Raw genomic sequence first — 16,415 nt, 5'->3', positions numbered from 1 at the left:
CCGCATGGCAGCCTAACCCCGGCAGAGGCTCCACTTATCGACGCGGAAACTCTGTTCAGACAACCGGGACCAGCTCTATACCTAACCCACGGTCGGTACACCGACGCGGCCATGGCTATGCTGCGGCAAATCGGTCGCGCGTTTGGATTTAAATCGTTCTTTGCGACGGAGGCCGCTATGGACGGCATCTCATGGGCCGATCTCGACAGGGATGAACAACGCGCCATTGCGATATTGGGAGCCGGTCTTTCCATTGAACTGTGCAGCCCCCTTGCTCTCCTGACCTTAGGTCGGCTCGGTCTGACCATAGGGTCTCATTTGACCGCTGCAGGAGACACTTTGCGAAGAGATGCAGTTTTGAGGAGTGTCGCTAGTTAAGCGGTTCGGTATCGGTCGATCACGACAGGGGGATGGGAATGCCAAACGCAATCGAGCTGATTGTGGACGGTTACGTTCGCTTGAACAATCGGAGGGCTCTGGATGATCTGCGCATGCAGCGCCGGAAGCTGGCCGTGGACCTAAAGGCACGTACAGGTTTTGATGTTCGGACAACCGTCCAGCAGATCGAGGAAGATATCGTCGTGATCGAGGCTGGGCTGGCGCGGGTGGATGATGCGGCGACGAGCTAAGCTCCCAAAGGCGTTATAGACCAAATGCGGCTCCGCTGTCTGGCTCGGACTTGGTGCCACGGTTCGCCCGGTGCCAGTGCGGTCGCGATGCGTGAGTGTGTCCCAATTCCCACAGTCGCGGCCAAAGAGCATCCGTTTGTCACCTTTCGAACAGACGGGCCAAATCCACTCCGTTCCAACTCCGCCGTTGGAAGCAGTCATCGGTTGGGAGGCGAGATGGAACGTTCCCTGTTAGTTGACACGGCGCGCGACAAATATGTCGAGCGGTGCAAGCAACGGGCCTTCGATCATCTCGACCGAGGCGATCTTAGGAACGCAGTCGCCTCGTTTGTCGGCAATATGAACGCGCGTCCCGATTGCGAATTGCCACACTACTTGGCAACGCTTAGCGCTTCGCTGCTAACGGCGAACGATGCGCTCGGCTGGAGGACGCTCATTGAGGGATTGAGGTGATGGCCGACGATCAACACGCGGGATCGGCAATGACGGTGCGCGACAGGGCGTCTCCTCCATCCAGGTTCTTGGTTCGTCTGGGGTCCAAGGGCTGGATGGTTTACGACCGGCAACGTAGGGGACCGGCCATGATTGGGACCAGCCTAGCGGTCAATTTGACCAAGGAGCAAGCCGAGCGCGTCGAGCGGGCGCTAATGGATAAGCGCGAAACGTGGGATCATCCCTGATTAGAGCAGAATTCTATTGCGGCGTTGGGTGTGCAACAAGATAGGGGGCTTAATGACATATTGTATAGTCGTCAGAGCATCTGGGCGAGAGCTAGATCGCTTGCGGGCACATGCTGCACAGATTGCACGCGTTCAGAAATCAGATTGGTGGGTGGAGGCAACTGAGAAAGGAAAAGCATTTTGCTTTGAACACGCAAACGCGAGGGCATCATTCAGTGCGGCCTGCGAAAGAGACAGTATTCAGTTCACTGAGCCCCAAGCGACTGATTCGCTCCCGTGGCTTGACGGTTTCCAGAGTTGATGAATGTAAACTCCTGATCTTCCTCTATTCGGAACTCGTCGTTTTCATTTCGCGCGATCCTAAGTGCATCACCCGCAACGAATCGGACATCGTCCCGCTGAAAGAAGACATTGCGATAGGCTGTGATGCCGGAGAGCGCGAGCGAGAGAAGCGAAATTCCCAATGCCAGCCAGTCGTGCCAGTGCTTCTTGTCCGCCATTCACCACGCTGCTTATTTTTTGAAGAAAGCCAGAACACCAAAAATACTGCCGATGAGGGCGAGCGCCAGCGTGACCCTGTTTGCCCAATACTCCCAATCCGCCTTCTGCTCTGCCTTGATGTCGGCCCGCAGTTTTTGAGCAGCCGCCGCCGTGAGGTAGCGATGCTCGTGACTGTAATCCGGTGGGAACGAAGTCCAGTCCTCTTCTCGCTCTGTAACTGGGACGTGATATCTACGAGCCTGATCCAGAAGTTAATCGGATCGGAATTTATCGAGCATGCGAGCTTGCAGGTTTAGAGCCTTGCCTGCTTGGAATTTGGGGAAGTTCGTGCCGTCAGCTTCGGGCTCATCAGGTACTTGATCGTAGGTGCGGCGAACCAAGTTATGTTCTTTGAAGAATTTCCTTAGCGCCCAACGATAGCGAAGCTCATCAAGCATTTGCGGATCATCCACTGACAGTAGAGAGGTCAGCCGTCGCAGAAAGATCGCGGCCGCGCTCGTAAACCAGCCGCCAGAGGTCCTCCGGGGCCAAAGTACTTCCTTCCGCATCTGCCAAGACGTTCGCGATCGCGACAGCAAAGTCGCTGGCATATGGTGGACTGTTCGAAATGATCCGGTAGTGATGCGCAGGCGGAGGCGGCATGGCTGCGGAAAGCCGCCTGCAGATGCTCGCTGCGAGCGCGTTCGCCTTTGCCGGTAGCAGACCGCCTTCGTCGCGAAGCACCTGCGCGATCATCCGCTCCGCCTTTTCAGCATCGAATCGAATTTCCGCCATAGGCTTCAATCCTCCTGCGAATCGAGACCTGCACAGTGGCACGCCGAAGGTGTGATCGACAAAATCGACGGAGACGATACCGCTAGAGTGCCATGTCCATTGTGTGGTGATGGCGGCCCTAGTTTCAAAACTGCCACGGGCCGCGTCCTACCCGGAGGATGGACGCCAGAAGGCCTATCAAGGCATCTCGCTGGCTCGCATCAGCTCACAAAATGCCTCGTCGTTAAAGCTGCGCAAGGCCTCAAGCTAAAGCGCAAATAGCCTAAAAACCTTAGTCGCGCCTGTTCGTCATCCGCGTTTCGACGTGCCGCTCAAGCGGGTCAAAAAGCGGCGGGTGATCCAGCAGCCATTGTCTGGTCTGGCGATCGAGATCATCAAGGAGGCGCTCGCCTCGGATGATCAGCAGCTTGTTTTTGAGAGCCCGATGTACAAGGGCCAGCCGATTCATCGCAAAGCAATGGCCGACGCGCAGCGTGGCACCAAGCACGAAACGAACAAAGACAAGACAAAAACCGCCGGCCTTTGCGAGCTGCTCGGCCTCGAGCCGTTCACGCCGCACGACCTCCGCCGGACGGCAGCGACTCTGGCCGGCGATCTCGGCTTCGACGATGCCTGGATCGCGAAGTGCCTCGATCACGCCGCGAGCAAGAAATCCGAACAGATCGTGCCAACCGTCACCGGCAAGGTCTACAACCACTCCAAGCGGATGAAGGAGAAACGCGCGGTGCTGGACGGCGTCGCCGCCGAGCTGAGGCGAATCGTCGGCGCGCCTCTCGCTCAGGCCCTGGAGCAGGAGGAGCCACGGGTCGCCGCCTGATTGCGTCATCCGACCAACTGCGAGCCCGCCCACAGCTCACGTGGGCCAGCTCTCCCCTGCGCAGGGAATGTGTTGGCGTAAAAAACCTAGTTAAATCAATGTACTGACGCCGTGGTATCTACCTTTGTGTCCCGATCCGGTGCGGACCGGCTGCGGGTAAATTATGTGAATTCCTATGAAGCCTCTGTGGATGACGGGGGAGTCTGGCGGCGGGCGCAACGGTCGCGGTACGATCAAACGGATGCTCACCGTCGAGGTCAAACAGCTCATCCCGACGCGCACCCAGCAGTTCACGTGAGCGCAGCATGGTGACCAACTCGAACTTAAGTGCGAGGCGGGTGCGGCGGTCCCACGGCAAGTCCTTCCGGTCGAGGCCGCGCCAGAAAATCCGGATTTCATCCTCCGACAGGACGCGGGTACGGGGGTGTTCCGGGTCGAGCTTCGGGAGGTTGACGCATGGGCTGGCCGTTACATAGTCGCGTCCTGCCTCCGCCGCCCAGTTGAACAGGCCGGAGGCCGCCTTGCGCATGTGGCGCGCGTTGCTGACGGACGGCTTGCCGAACTTGCCCGCGACGATGTCGTTCGACAATGTTGCGATGTCGTGCTTGGTGACGTCCATTGCGAGCTTCTTGCCAAGGCGGAGGCGGACGAAGCGGTTGAGATGGCTTGCGGTGTTCTCCCAGCTTTCCAGCCGAGGCCGCAGCTCGCCATCCGGCTTCTTGACTAACTCCTTCATCCACTTGATGCGCTCGTCGATGATCTCGGCGACGTTCTTGCCGCGCTTCGCTTTTGCGGTCTTCTGGTCGTGGAAGGTCTGGGCGAGGGCGGCGCCGCCCGTCGCCTTTAGGCCGGAGACCTTACTGCGGGCGTCCTCGACAGTGAAGATCTCTGGATTGTAGACGCCGAGCCATCCGGTGCGCTGCTTTCCGGTCTGCCGGTCGGTGAACTTGAAAGAAAAGGTCGCGACGCCCGCCGCGGTGATGCTGACGTAAAGGCCAGGGCACTTGCGGTCGTAGAACTTGGTCCTTTGGATGACCCGCTTCTCGCACATGCGATCAGTGAGGATGACGCTGCTATTACGGCCCCGCTTGCCGGCGGGGGAGGGGACAATCTTACTATTCATGTGGTTTCGGCTCCTAAGGCTTGAGACCAAAAGGGCTCGGCTTTTAGGACTTTCAGTTTGTCGTGCGGACGCTGAAAGGCTTAGGGCCGGGCCCTTATTTTGGTGAAGCCCGTTGAAACAGCTTGCATCAAGCTAGTCTAAAAGCGCTTGTTTTAAAGAGATTTCTTAGTTTCGGCGTGTTTCACCGAATGCCAAAATATAGACGTGTGGTCCTGGCCGTCGTTGCTACGGTCAAGCTTTCGCGGAGGTGTGTGCGAGCCCAACCGGGCGGACAGCATCGTCAATTCGCGAGGTGAGGGAGGCCAGAAGGAAAGTTCGGCTCCCGGGAGAGCACGGCATAAGCCGTCCGACCATCGCGCAGGGAAGGCCGAGTGATTGGCACCACCTGTATGCTGCTGTGCGGTCTCCTTTGCGCATCCTTTCGCGCAGCGGACCGCGGGTGCGAGGTCAGCACCCGGCCTTCCCTGCGCCCTCTTGGCATTTGAGGGTGGAGTGACCAGGCAAAGCTCGGGCGATTCGCGCCGCGAGGATGAACATGCGTGTCTGCAACCACACAATCTGTGTCATCGCCCGGCTTGCCGCCTTCGCCGAGGCTTTGGCGGCCGAGCACCCCCTGTGGGCCCGGCGTAGCCTGGCGGAGCCGGGACCGGGCGATCCAGTACGCCGAGAAGGCTGTGATTGAACCGACAAGCCGCGGTGCACTGGATTCCCCGCATTCGCGGGGAATGACAGTGGTGTTTGGAAGAACGATGCTGTTGCCTCATACGCCGTCATTGCGAGCGCAGCGAAGCGGTGACGGTCTGGATTGCTCCCATGGGGAATGTTTGTGTCAAGGATCGGCAGTCACCTTTTTGTTCGACTGCGGCCACCTCTTCGTCCCGACCGCGGGGTGTTGAAGATGGCGGCGCGCAGGTCAAGTCAAGGCCGGCCCTTTAGGGCCGCCGCGCAGCGGCTTGGCCTTGAGTTGATCGAGCACGCCATCAGGCTTGGTCTGTCGGGCACGATAGGATCTCCTCGCGTTGGCGGTTCTGTCAGGGCATCTGCAATCCTCGCATTTGCGATCCAAGGTTCGAGCCGGTTCGGCAATCTGGTTTGCGTGCCAGATCAAACTCACATTCGGTCGTCGCGCGAAGCGACAGCACCAACATTCCGCTTGCGGCGGGGCAGGCTCGAGAGGACGAGACCAGTCTTCGTTACGGCGTTTGAAGCCATGCAATCCATCGGTTCGTCCACCCGGATCGACCAGGGCTGATCGGGCCCTGATGGGTTGTCAGCTAAACAAACAGCTTGATCTCAGGCGATCTTCATCACGGCCCCCTCGATCACGACGCCGGCGGTCACGTACTTCCAGAGCGCCACGAGCAGCTTGCGCGCCAGTGCCACGATCGTGCGCTTGCGGCCGCGCTGGCTGTGCGCCTTGAACCACTGGGTCAGAGCCGATTGAGGCTGGTGGCGCACCCACAACCAGGCGAGCTGGATCATCGTGGTTCTCAGCCGCGGATTGCCGGCCTTCGATACGCCCTGCTCGCGCTCGATCCCGCCACTGCGCCATGGCGTGGCGGCAAGACCGGCATAGGACGCAACCTGGCGGCGGTTGGCGAACTGCCGGTAGAAGGCCTCCGTCCAGAGCACCGCGGCGAAGTTGGCGCCCATGCTCTTGAGGGCAAGCAGCAGCGTGACCGGATCCGGTGCATCGCCGGCCGGCTTGTCGCCTGCGCCAACAAAGCCTTCTGTTCGCCCTCCACCGCCGTGATCTGATCAAGCAGCAGTTCGAACCGTGTCAGCTCGCGGCTGATCTGCGCCTTCAGATGCGCCGGCAGCATACGCCCATCGCCGGTACGCAACTGTTCAAGGCGCGCCCGGCGATCTCGCCGCAGCGGCACGTAATCGGATATGCCTTGCGCAAACAGAAGGCCCTTGATCCGGTTCACATGCTCGATCCGCTCCGCGATCAATGTCCGTCGCTCGCGGCAAAGCCTGCGGCGGTCCTCCTCTTCCGGAGAGGGCGCAACCACCATCGCGCAGACCCGCGGCTCGCCGCGCTTGAAGGCTAGAAGCGCCCGCAACAGCGCACCATCGAGCCTGTCGGTCTTGGCCCGCCTGCGACGGCGCGGCGTCGCGATCGAAGCCGGATCGACCACGTGGCTCTCGATGCCCTCCTGCTGCAAAGCGCGGTGCAGCCAGAACCCGTCCAGCCCCGCCTCCTGGATCGTGATGATCGGATAGCTCTCCCCCGTCCGGGCCTGCGCCTTACGCTTCAGTTCCGCAAAGAGCTTCAAGAGTTCCGCAAGATCGCCGGCCGCTACGCTGCGCTTGGACATCTTCTCGCCCGTGCCGGGCGACAGCGAGGTGACCAGCCATGTCGATCGGCTCAGTTCCAATGACACGAAAATTGCGCCAAACTGAGTGTGGATAGCGGCCGGTCCGTCGGAAGGATGATCGAGCAACATCATTGTCTCCAGGTTGAGTGCTTCAGCAACCTCAGTCTGGCCTCAGACTTGGCTGCTATCCACTCCCCATGGAATCTTCGTCGCAAGGGCTCCTCGCAATGATGACGGGGAGGCAGTTGCGCTCTATCGCGCTGGGTTTCCAGCATCACCGTCCCGCCGGTGCCGACATCGCGCCGTTGGCGTAGCGCGACCAGTCGGGCGCGGTCGGTTGCGACGGCCAGAACGCGGCGTTGGATTTCGCGCACCGACTGGGTGATGGGGGCGGGCCGCGCCTTGCGGACATGACGGCGGTCGCTCGCCGCGGCAGTCTGGACGGTGGCGGCGGCCATCAGCGTGGCGCCGAGAATGACAAAGACCTTACGCATGGTTGTTTCTCCCGTGACGACGCTCCGGCTGGAGAGGACTATCTCGTGTGTTCGTCGTCACGGCTGAGATGGCAATGGGCCTGCCGAATATCAGCACGGTTGCCATCACGATGGGGCGAGCAAATTTTTTGGTCCCGGCTAAATATTCGGCAATCGCGCCCGCAGCGCTGATGGACTTGCCCCCCGCAATCCGGTTCAATGCGGTAAATTGGGTTATCGAGCGACAACGATGTCGAAATATCTGCTGGTCCTTCTCCTGATCGCTTCGCCGGCCGTGGCGCAGGTGAAGCCGACTCCCAAAAACTCGGCAGCGCATCCGGACCCCTGTGCCCCAATCGGGCGTACCGCGGACGGCAAGCTGGTCTACTCCATGAAATGCGAGAACCTGCCGGCGCCGCCTCCGCCACCGCCGCAGGCGGAACTGAAGGAGACGCCGCAGCCGGCCGCCGAGCCCGAGCCCGAAACGCGGCGGAGCGGCATTTTCGGCTGGTCCTATGACCGTCGGTGATGCGGCCTCGCCACTTGCGCGAACCTGTCTGGAATGCTCTTTGCTTGAAAATTCCCGTGGGGCCACCGCCCCTCGATCCAGAGAGATCAGATGAGCAAACTTGTTATCCGCGCCGGCGACTACACCTTCGATGCCCGCTTCGAGGAGCAGGCGGCGCCCAAGACCGTGGCCGCCTTCCGCAAGGCGATGCCGTTCGAAAGTCACATCATCCATGTGCGCTGGAGCGGCGAGGCGGTGTGGATACCGCTCGGCGACCTCGACTTCGGTGTCGGGTACGAGAACCACACCAGCTATCCCGCGCCCGGGCAGATCATCCTTTATCCCGGCGGCATCAGTGAGACCGAGATCCTGATGGCCTATGGCGGCGTGAGCTTCGCGAGCAAGATGGGCCAGCTCGCCGGCAACCACTTCATCACCGTGACCTCGGGCCTGGAGGATCTCGCGACCCTCGGTAAGAGCGTGCTCTGGAAGGGCGCGTTGCCGATCCGCTTCGAGGAAGTCTGAGTGAGCGAACCCCGCTACCCGCGCGATCTCCGCGGCTATGGCCGCAACCCGCCGCATCCGCATTGGCCTGATAACGCGCGGGTTGCGGTGCAGTTCGTGGTCAATTTCGAGGAAGGCGGCGAGAACAACATCCTGCATGGCGACCGCGCATCGGAGGCGTTCCTGTCCGACGTGCTCGGCGCGCAGCCGTGGCCGGGGCAACGCCACGCCAATATCGAATCGATGTTCGAATATGGCTCGCGCGCCGGCTTCTGGCGGCTGTGGCGGATGTTCAGCGAACGCAACTGGCCGGCCACCGTGTTCGGTGTCGCCACCGCGCTCAAGCGAAATCCGGAAATCGTCGCAGCGATGAAGGAGGCGGGCTGGGACATCGCCAGCCATAGCCTGAAATGGATCGAGCACAAGGACATGACCGAGGCGCAGGAGCGCGCCGAGATCGCCGAGTCCATTCGTGTTCATAGCGAGGCGACCGGATCACGGCCGCTCGGCTGGTACACCGGGCGCTCCTCGATCAACACCAACCGGCTGCTGATGGAAGAGGGTGGCTTCCTCTATCTCTGCGACTCCTATGCCGACGATCTGCCCTATTGGGTCAAGGGCCCCAGCGGCAAGCAGCTCATCATTCCCTATACGTTAGACGCCAACGACATGCGCTTCATCAACCCGCAGGGGTTTGCCGAAGGCGAGCAGTTCTTCACGTACCTGAAGGACGCCTTCGACGTGCTCTATGCCGAGGGCGAGACCGCGCCGAAGATGATGTCGGTGGGGCTTCATTGCCGCCTTGCCGGCCGTCCCGGTCGCGCCGCGGGGCTGATCCGCTTCCTCGATTATATCGGCAAGCACGAGCGCGTCTGGGTGCCGACCCGGCTCCAGATCGCGCAGCACTGGCACGACAAGCATGCGCATCTTGCGGCCGATGCGTTCGAGATCGGGTGAGGACGATGCCGCAGATTTCGCTCGCCGATCTCAACGCCGCCAGCAAGGCCGACTTCGTTGCCGCGCTCGCCAATGTCGTCGAATATTCGCCGTGGATCGCCGAGCAGCTTGCGGGGAAGCGGCCGTTCACTGGTCTCAACCAGTTCCACTCAGCTCTGATGGCGGTGATCCAGGCTGCCGAGCCCGACGTGCAACTCGCGATGATCCGGGCGCATCCGGATCTCGCCAACAAAACCCAGCGCGCCGCGGGCCTCACCGCGGACTCGACCGACGAACAGAACAGCGCCGGGCTCGACCGGTTGTCGGACGCCGAATACGCCGCGTTCGAGCGCGTCAACAATGCGTACCGTGAAAAGTTCGGCTTCCCCTATATCGTCTGCGTGCGCCGTCACACCAAGGACTCCGTCCTGCGCGACTTCGAGACCCGGCTGCGCAATATCGCCAAGACCGAGACGCGGCGCGCGATCGAGGAGATCGGCCGCATCTCTGCGCTACGGCTCGATCAGCTCGTCGCGGCCGATGACAAGCTGAAGGTGCACGGCCGGCTTTCCACGCATGTGCTGGACAATCACGCCGGCAAGCCCGCGCCGGGCATTCCGGTCGAGCTCGTCGAGCTCGCGAATCTGGGCGAGAGCCGGGTGATCGCGCGCGCCGTCACCAATGCGGACGGCCGCACCGACCAGCCGCTGATCAGCGGCCGCCCCCTGCCGATCGGCCGCTACGAGCTCAAATTCAGCGTTGCAAGATACTACGTCGAGCGCAACGTGCCGCTGTCAGATCCGCCTTTCCTCGACGAGATCCCGCTGCGCTTTGCGATCAGCGAACCGGAAAACCACTACCACGTCCCGCTCTTGGTCACGCCGTGGAGCTACTCGACCTATCGCGGCAGCTAACCGCCGAACTTTTCGAGCAAGGCAGGAAACAGCCGGTCCGGCTTGAACGGCGGTGCGGTGAAGCGGATGCCGGTGGCATCCGCAATCGCATTGCCGAGCGCGGCGGCGACGGGATTGTACGGGCTCTCGCTCATCGACTTGGCGCCCAGCGGCCCGATCATGTCGGAGGTCTCGGCGAAGAAAACCTCCGTGCGCGGAACATCGCCGAAGGACGGCAGATGGTAGTCGCGGAAATTCGGGTTGGTGACGCGCCCCTCAGCGTCGATCACCATCTCCTCGTACAGCGCCGCACCGAGCGCTTGCGCGACGCCGCCCTCGACCTGGCCGCGGCACTGCATGGGATTGGCGACGACGCCCGCGTCCGCCGCATGCACGCTCCTGAGAATCCTGAGCTCGCCGGTGCCCTTGTTCAGGGCGACGCGAAAACCCTGGACGTTGAAGCCGATCGAACGCGGCGTACCGTCGGAATTGCCGCGTGCCGCGCACGGTTGGCCGCGTTCGCGCGCGAGATTCGCCAGCTCGATAAAGGACATGCGCCGCACGCCGCTGACGACGGCCTCGTCGTCGAGCGTGCAGCTCCCGGCGTCGCACAGCCACGCGCCGGCGGCCGCCGCCTTCAACTCGGTCGCAAGCTGCATCGCCGCGGCATGCGTCGCCTTGCCGGCGACGAAGGTGCCCGCGCTGCCATAGGCCCCGGTGTCGTGACCGCCATGGGCGGTGTCCGATTGGCGCAGGCGGATGCGGTCGACGGTGGTTGCCAGCGTCGTCGCCGCGATCTGTCGGTGCACGGTGCTGGTGCCGTTGCCGAACTCGGCGGTGCCGACGGTCAGGTCGAAGCGGCCGTCGTCGCTAAGTTCGATCATCGCGTCCGCAAGATGGCCTGCGGGCGGCACCGTGTCGATCATGGTCAGCGCGATGCCGTCGCCGATCAGCCATTCCGGCGACAGGCTCGGCTGCGGGCCATCGGCCTGCATCGCGCGCTCGACGAGGTCGAGGCACTGGTCGAGCCCGTAGGAGCCATAGAGCACGTCGTGGAATTCGGACGGCGGCGGCGACAGCATGGCATCGCCGGGCTTGACGACGTTGAGTCGGCGCATGTCGTAGGGGCTGATGCCGAGCTGCCGTGCCAGCTCGTCGACCGCGGCCTCGACTGCGATCAGCGTTTGCGGCAAACCATAACCGCGAAACGCGCCTGCCGGCACCGTGTTGGTGTAGACGGCGTAGCCGTCAACCCGCTTGTTCGGGCAATTGTAGACGGCGATGGATTCGGACAGCGAGTGGAACATCACGGGGCCGGCATGATTGCCGTAGGCGCCGGTGTTGGAGAGCACCTCGAGCTGGAGCGCGGTGAGCTTGCCGTCGGCATCGGCGCCGGCCTTGATGTGGACCCGCATCGGGTGCCGCGTCGAGGTTGCGATGAACTGCTCCTCGCGGGTCAGCTCCAGCTTCACCGGACGCCCGGTCCTGAGCGCGGCGAGCGCCAGAATGTCCTCGACGAACATCTCCTGCTTGCCGCCGAAGCCGCCGCCGACGCGCTCGCAGAACACGCGGACCTTGTCCATGGGAAGCTTGAAGATATCCGACAGCGCGCGCCGGGTCAGGAACGGCACCTGCGTCGAGGTGCGGACATTGAGCACACCGGCCTCATCGAGCCAGGCGAGGCCGCCATGGGTCTCCAGCGCGGCATGCTGCACGCGGTGACTGTGGAAAGTGCCCTCAAAGGTGACGACGGACGTCGCGAGCGCCGAGGCGACGTCGCCGTACTCGCCGTGCGTCTCCGCAACGAGGTTGCGCTGGGCGTCCGCGACGCGATTTTCGGTGGTGCGATCGGGATGAATGAGGGGCGTGCCCGGCGTCATCGCCTGCTCAGGATCGATCAGCGCGGGCAGGATCTCGTAATCCACCTTCAGCCGTCGGCACGCCTCCTCGGCAGCGGCTTCGCTGTCGGCGACGACGGCGGCGACCTTCTGACCGATGAAGCGGACGACGTCATCGAGGACGCGGGTGTCCTCGGGATCCATCCAGTCCTTCTCATGCCGCGCGGTCGAGATCAGGACCGTTGGCGCATCCTCATGCGTCAGCACCGCGTGCACGCCGGGAACGCAAAGGGCTTCCGACTTGTCGATCGCGACGATCTTCGCGTGGGCGTGCGGTGAACGCAGCAGCTTGATATGTAGCAGGCCATCGATCTGCGTGTCGAAGGTGTAGTGCGCCTTGCCGCGCACGACATCGGGGCCCGCCGGCGCCGGCAGGCTGCGGCCGAAGGCGGCACCGGCCTCGACGCTGTCCTCGACATTGGTCTTGCCGAGCAGCGCGTCCTCGATCGCGCGATAGCCGGTGCAGCGGCAGATGTTGCCTTTCAGTGCGGAGCCGAGATCGGTGCGCTGCGCCTGGTTCAGCGAAGCGCAGGTCAGGATCATGCCGGCGGTGCAGAAGCCGCATTGAAATCCTTGTGCATCGAGGAAGGCCTGCTGCATCGGATGCGTGCCGCCGTCGCCGCCAAGCCCTTCAATCGTAGTGACGGTACGCCCCTCGGCGCGGAAGGCCGGGATCAGGCAGCTATGCACGGGCTCGCCGTCCAGCAGCACGGTGCAGGCGCCGCAATCGCCGGCATCGCAGCCCTTCTTTACGCCGAAATGGCCGAGCTCGCGCAGGAACGTGCGCAGGCACTGGCCCGCGCGGGGCTCTTGCAAAAATGGCGTGCCGTTGATCTCAAAACTCATGACGGGGTGCCCCCAGGAGCTCGCCGCGAATCTCCTCAGCGAGCCGCAGCGTCATGTGCTTGCGCCAGAGCGGCTTGCCGTGGATGTCGGTGTGGTACAGATCATCCGGGATCTGCTGTGTGATTGCGTCGAGAACCGTGCTCGCGTCGGGGGGCTTGCGGAAGGTTAGCTGGACCGGCCGCACCGTCGATGCTGTTACCGTCAACGTCAGCGTGCCGTCGGCATCGAGGCAGCCGATCAGGAGCACCGCCGAGCGGCCGACTGGTGCGAGCGAGATCTGGCGAAAGGCCGTACGGCGCTTCAGAGCGGCAATCGGGATATCGATCTGCCGGATCAGGTCACCCGGCGTCAGGCGGTTGCGCTGGTTACCGGTGACGAAGTCGACGACCGGAATCTTCTGCTCGCCGCCGCCGCTCTTCCAGATGGTGCAGACGCCATCGAGTGCTGATGTGAGCGAGATCATCGGACCGGCGGGCAGCGACATGCAGAGATTGCCGCCGACCGTCGCCGTCTTCCAAATCTTGAATGAGGCAAGAAAGGCGCGGCAGCACTGGCCGATCAGGGGAGCTGCAAGCCAGTCGGGACGGCAAACGAAACCATCGAGCTGCGCGACGGTGCAGGTGGCGGCGACGGAGAGTTGGCTGTCCGTGATCGTCAGCGCCGGCCATTTCAGATCGGTGAGATCGATCAGCCGCCTCAGGTGGACCTGCGGCTCCGAGAACAGCCACGTGCCTCCCGCGAGCCAAGCATCGCCTGACGTCCAAGCGGGCAGCTCCGCGCGTGTTTGCGGATGGGCCACGGCCGTGATGGTATTCAAATCCATGGCTGCGCCAAAGCTTCCGCCTGGTGAATCGTAAAGATGAGTCTTGCAAGACCGGAGCCAAGTGGCAACAAACAAAGTCGTAGCAGGACGGTGCTCGGGCTGGCGTTCGCCTTGCAGGCGTGTCGTTAGCGGATGTGAGGAGAGGCAGGATCATGAGCGACGCAAAGCCGATTTGGATCAGGGATCCCCTTGCTATCCTCGCCGACGGGGCCGAGCGCGGGATCGTGGTGAAGGAGGGCCGGATCGTCGAGCTGGTGCCGGCCGGCGGCACGCCTGCGACAGCGGATGCTGCGGCGTTTGACGCCGGCGAGCATGTCGTGCTGCCGGGTCTGATCAACACCCACCACCACTTCTACCAGACGCTGACGCGGGCGCTGCCGGCAGCGATGGACCGCGAGCTGTTTCCCTGGCTCCAGGCGCTCTATCCGGTGTGGGCGAAGCTGACGCCTGGCGCGCTCGAGCTCGGCGTCACCGTGGCCATGTCGGAGCTGCTGCTCTCCGGCTGCACCACGACGACGGACCATCACTACGTCTTCCCGGCAGGACTCGAAGATGCCATCGATATCGAGGTTGCGGTCGCGAAGCGTCTCGGTGTGCGCGTGCTGCTGACGCGCGGCTCTATGAACCTGTCGCAGCGCGATGGCGGCCTGCCGCCTGACAGCGTCGTGCAGGACGAGGACACCATCCTGGCCGACAGTGCGCGGGTGGTTGCAAAGCATCACCAGCGCGGCGCGGATGCGATGGTGCAGATCGCGCTGGCGCCATGCTCGCCCTTCTCGGTGACGACCTCCCTGATGCGCGCCACCGCCGATCTCGCCGACAAGCTCGACGTGCGCCTGCATACCCATCTCGCAGAGACCGAGGACGAGAACAAATTCTGCCAGCAGATGTATGGCTGCCGCCCGCTTGACTATCTCGAACGATGCGGCTGGCTCAATGCGCGCACCTGGCTGGCTCACGGAATCTTCTTCAATGCGGACGAGATGAAGCGGCTCGGCAAGGCGAAGACGACCATCAGTCATTGCGCGTGCAGCAACCAGATTCTGGCGTCCGGCTGCTGCCCTGTGTGCGAGATGGAGGAGGCCGGTGTCGGCATCGGGATCGGCGTCGACGGCTCGGCGTCGAACGACGGATCGAATTTGATGCAGGAGGTGCGCGCCGCATTCCTGCTGCAACGGGCGCGTTACGGGGTAACCAAGGTCAGCCACAAGGACGCGCTGCGCTGGGCCACGAGAGGCTCGGCGGCCTGTGTCGGCCGGCCGGAACTCGGCGAGATCACAGTCGGCAAGGCGGCCGATCTTGCGCTGTTCAAGCTCGATGAGCTGCGCTTCTCGGGCCACGGCGATCCGCTGGCCGCGCTGGTGCTCTGCGGGGCGCATCGGGCCGACCGGGTGATGGTGGCGGGAAAATGGGCCGTGGTCGACGGCGCGATCCCAGGTCTGGACGTCGCTGATCTCATCCGCCGCCAAAGTTCCGCGGCGCGGGCCATGCAGGCGGGATAATCACGGCAGGATAGAAAGAGGGGGCGACCACAAGTGCCGGGTGCTTCTGGCCACCCCCTCCGAACCTGTTCCGGGAGGAGCAGGTGATTTAGACGATGCAAGAAGCGTGCTACTTGCCCGGCAGCTTGTCGTCGATGCCCTTCACGTAGAAATTCATGCCGAGGATCTGGCCGTCGTCGAGGTGATCGCCGCCCTTGCATTCGACCGGCTTGCCGTCCTGCCCAACGATCGGGCACTTGAAGGGATGCAGCTTGCCCGCCGTGATCGCGGCCTGGGCATCCTCGGCCATCTTCTTCACGTCGTCAGGCATGTTGGTGTAGGGCGCCATCGCGAACATGTGGCTGTCGAGACCGCCCCAGCTGTCCTCGGACTTCCAGGTTCCGGCCAGCTCGGCCTTGACGCGCTCGATGTAGTAGGGGCCCCAGGTATCCAGGATCGAGGTCAACTGGGTCTTCGGACCGAACTTGATCATCTCGGAATCCTGGCCGAAGGCAAGCTTGCCGCGTTCGCTGGCGATCTGCATCGCGGCCGGCGAATCCGTGTGCTGCATGATGATGTCGGCGCCCTGGTCGATCAACGCCTTGGCGGCGTCGGCTTCCTTGCCCGGGTCGAACCAGGTGTTGGCCCAGATGATCTTGACCTTGATGTTCGGGTTGATGGTCTGCGCCGCCAAAATCGTCGCGTTGATGCCGGAGACGACCTCCGGAATCGGAAACGAGCCGATATAGCCGAGCACGCCGGACTTCGACATCTTGGCCGCGATCAGACCCTGGATGTAGCGGCCCTGATACCATTTGGCCGAGTAGGTCGACATGTTCGGGTTGCGCTTGTAGCCGGTAGCGTGCTCGAAATGCACGTTCGGATATTTCTTGGCGACCTTGAGCGTCGGGTCCATATAGCCGAACGACGTCGTGAAGATCAGCTTGTTGCCGGCGCGGACGAGCTGCTCGATCGAGCGCTCGGCGTCGGGACCTTCGGGCACGTTCTCGAGATAAGTGGTCTCGATCTTGTCGCCCAATTCCTTCACCAGCGCCTGGCGCCCGAGATCGTGCTGGTAGGTCCAGCCCAGGTCTCCGATCGGACCGAGGTAAATGAAGCCGACTTTCAACTTGTCGGCAGCGGAGGCTGCACTGACGCTTCCGGCAAGCAGAAGCCCGGCAGCGAGTGCAAGAAGTGATTTCCTCATC

The 16,415-nt window shown here is 62.7% G+C and carries 16 protein-coding genes and 1 pseudogene; 8 read left to right on the top strand and 9 right to left on the bottom strand.

The genetic code is table 11. The annotated features are described in order from the left end of the window. Positions 1-416 precede the first annotated feature (416 nt). Entirely contained in the window at positions 417-629 is a 213-nt protein-coding gene (locus QSV46_RS35975) for a hypothetical protein (RefSeq protein WP_314962953.1), read from the top strand. A gap of 216 nt (positions 630-845) precedes the next feature. Beyond that, positions 846-1,082 (top strand): hypothetical protein, encoded by a 237-nt coding sequence (locus tag QSV46_RS35970; protein WP_314962951.1) that lies wholly within the window; start codon positions 846-848, stop codon positions 1,080-1,082. A 472-nt stretch (positions 1,083-1,554) separates the two neighbouring features. On the opposite strand, the gene QSV46_RS35965 is transcribed toward QSV46_RS35970, so the two are convergent. The 3 genes from QSV46_RS35965 to QSV46_RS35955 form a co-directional block, all read right to left on the bottom strand. After that, positions 1,555-1,809, bottom strand: coding sequence for a hypothetical protein (locus tag QSV46_RS35965; protein WP_314962949.1), 255 nt, complete (start codon positions 1,807-1,809; stop codon positions 1,555-1,557). A 252-nt stretch (positions 1,810-2,061) separates the two neighbouring features. Further along, positions 2,062-2,247 (bottom strand): hypothetical protein, encoded by a 186-nt coding sequence (locus tag QSV46_RS35960; RefSeq protein WP_314962946.1) that lies wholly within the window; start codon positions 2,245-2,247, stop codon positions 2,062-2,064. Positions 2,248-2,254: 7 nt separating this feature from the next. Further along, on the bottom strand, positions 2,255-2,584 hold the full coding sequence (locus QSV46_RS35955) for a hypothetical protein (protein WP_314962942.1): 330 nt from the start codon (positions 2,582-2,584) through the stop codon (positions 2,255-2,257). A 304-nt stretch (positions 2,585-2,888) separates the two neighbouring features. Here QSV46_RS35955 and QSV46_RS35950 point away from each other — a divergent pair, with 304 nt between their 5' ends. Next, positions 2,889-3,401 carry a tyrosine-type recombinase/integrase gene (locus QSV46_RS35950; protein ID WP_409997253.1) on the top strand — a complete coding sequence of 171 codons (513 nt, stop codon included), beginning with the start codon at positions 2,889-2,891 and terminating at the stop codon, positions 3,399-3,401. Between the two features lie 118 nt (positions 3,402-3,519). On the opposite strand, the gene QSV46_RS35945 is transcribed toward QSV46_RS35950, so the two are convergent. The 3 genes and pseudogenes from QSV46_RS35945 to QSV46_RS35935 all read right to left on the bottom strand — a co-directional run bounded on the left by QSV46_RS35945 (position 3,520) and on the right by QSV46_RS35935 (position 7,339). Further along, the gene (locus QSV46_RS35945) at positions 3,520-4,524 is read right to left on the bottom strand and encodes an integrase family protein (RefSeq protein WP_314962939.1); all 1,005 of its coding nucleotides are present in this window, start codon (positions 4,522-4,524) and stop codon (positions 3,520-3,522) included. Between the two features lie 1,293 nt (positions 4,525-5,817). Beyond that, positions 5,818-6,974: pseudogene (locus QSV46_RS35940) on the bottom strand (IS110 family transposase). Continuing rightward, positions 6,974-7,339 carry a hypothetical protein gene (locus QSV46_RS35935; protein ID WP_314962937.1) on the bottom strand — a complete coding sequence of 122 codons (366 nt, stop codon included), beginning with the start codon at positions 7,337-7,339 and terminating at the stop codon, positions 6,974-6,976. The pseudogene QSV46_RS35940 and the gene QSV46_RS35935 overlap by 1 nt, the downstream one beginning before the upstream one ends. A 229-nt stretch (positions 7,340-7,568) precedes the next feature. Here QSV46_RS35935 and QSV46_RS35930 point away from each other — a divergent pair, with 229 nt between their 5' ends. From QSV46_RS35930 to uraD, 4 genes are all read left to right on the top strand, one after another. Next, positions 7,569-7,847 carry a hypothetical protein gene (locus tag QSV46_RS35930; protein WP_314962936.1) on the top strand — a complete coding sequence of 93 codons (279 nt, stop codon included), beginning with the start codon at positions 7,569-7,571 and terminating at the stop codon, positions 7,845-7,847. 90 nt (positions 7,848-7,937) lie between these two features. Further along, positions 7,938-8,351: a DUF3830 family protein gene (locus tag QSV46_RS35925; RefSeq protein WP_314962934.1), complete on the top strand. Its 414-nt coding sequence runs from the start codon at positions 7,938-7,940 to the stop codon at positions 8,349-8,351. Beyond that, on the top strand, positions 8,352-9,287 hold the full coding sequence (gene puuE / locus QSV46_RS35920; RefSeq protein WP_314962931.1) for an allantoinase PuuE: 936 nt from the start codon (positions 8,352-8,354) through the stop codon (positions 9,285-9,287). It begins immediately after the preceding gene. Between the two features lie 5 nt (positions 9,288-9,292). Beyond that, the gene (gene uraD / locus QSV46_RS35915) at positions 9,293-10,180 is read left to right on the top strand and encodes a 2-oxo-4-hydroxy-4-carboxy-5-ureidoimidazoline decarboxylase (RefSeq protein WP_314962929.1); all 888 of its coding nucleotides are present in this window, start codon (positions 9,293-9,295) and stop codon (positions 10,178-10,180) included. Here the strand turns inward: uraD and QSV46_RS35910 are convergent. Together QSV46_RS35910 and QSV46_RS35905 are read right to left on the bottom strand one after the other, a co-directional pair. After that, on the bottom strand, positions 10,177-12,903 hold the full coding sequence (locus QSV46_RS35910; protein WP_314962926.1) for a molybdopterin-dependent oxidoreductase: 2,727 nt from the start codon (positions 12,901-12,903) through the stop codon (positions 10,177-10,179). The genes uraD and QSV46_RS35910 overlap by 4 nt on opposite strands. Beyond that, positions 12,893-13,726: an FAD binding domain-containing protein gene (locus QSV46_RS35905; protein ID WP_314962924.1), complete on the bottom strand. Its 834-nt coding sequence runs from the start codon at positions 13,724-13,726 to the stop codon at positions 12,893-12,895. Before QSV46_RS35905 ends, QSV46_RS35910 begins: the two co-directional genes overlap by 11 nt. Before the next feature lie 152 nt (positions 13,727-13,878). Here QSV46_RS35905 and QSV46_RS35900 point away from each other — a divergent pair, with 152 nt between their 5' ends. After that, positions 13,879-15,228, top strand: coding sequence for an 8-oxoguanine deaminase (locus QSV46_RS35900; protein WP_314962922.1), 1,350 nt, complete (start codon positions 13,879-13,881; stop codon positions 15,226-15,228). 109 nt (positions 15,229-15,337) lie between these two features. On the opposite strand, the gene QSV46_RS35895 is transcribed toward QSV46_RS35900, so the two are convergent. Beyond that, entirely contained in the window at positions 15,338-16,414 is a 1,077-nt protein-coding gene (locus tag QSV46_RS35895; RefSeq protein WP_314962921.1) for a BMP family ABC transporter substrate-binding protein, read from the bottom strand. Position 16,415 lies beyond the last annotated feature (1 nt).

Origin of the sequence: Bradyrhizobium cosmicum (assembly GCF_032290525.1) — a bacterium.
GTDB classification, from domain to species: domain Bacteria; phylum Pseudomonadota; class Alphaproteobacteria; order Rhizobiales; family Xanthobacteraceae; genus Bradyrhizobium; species Bradyrhizobium cosmicum_A.
This window is presented reverse-complemented; position numbering and strand designations above follow the sequence as displayed.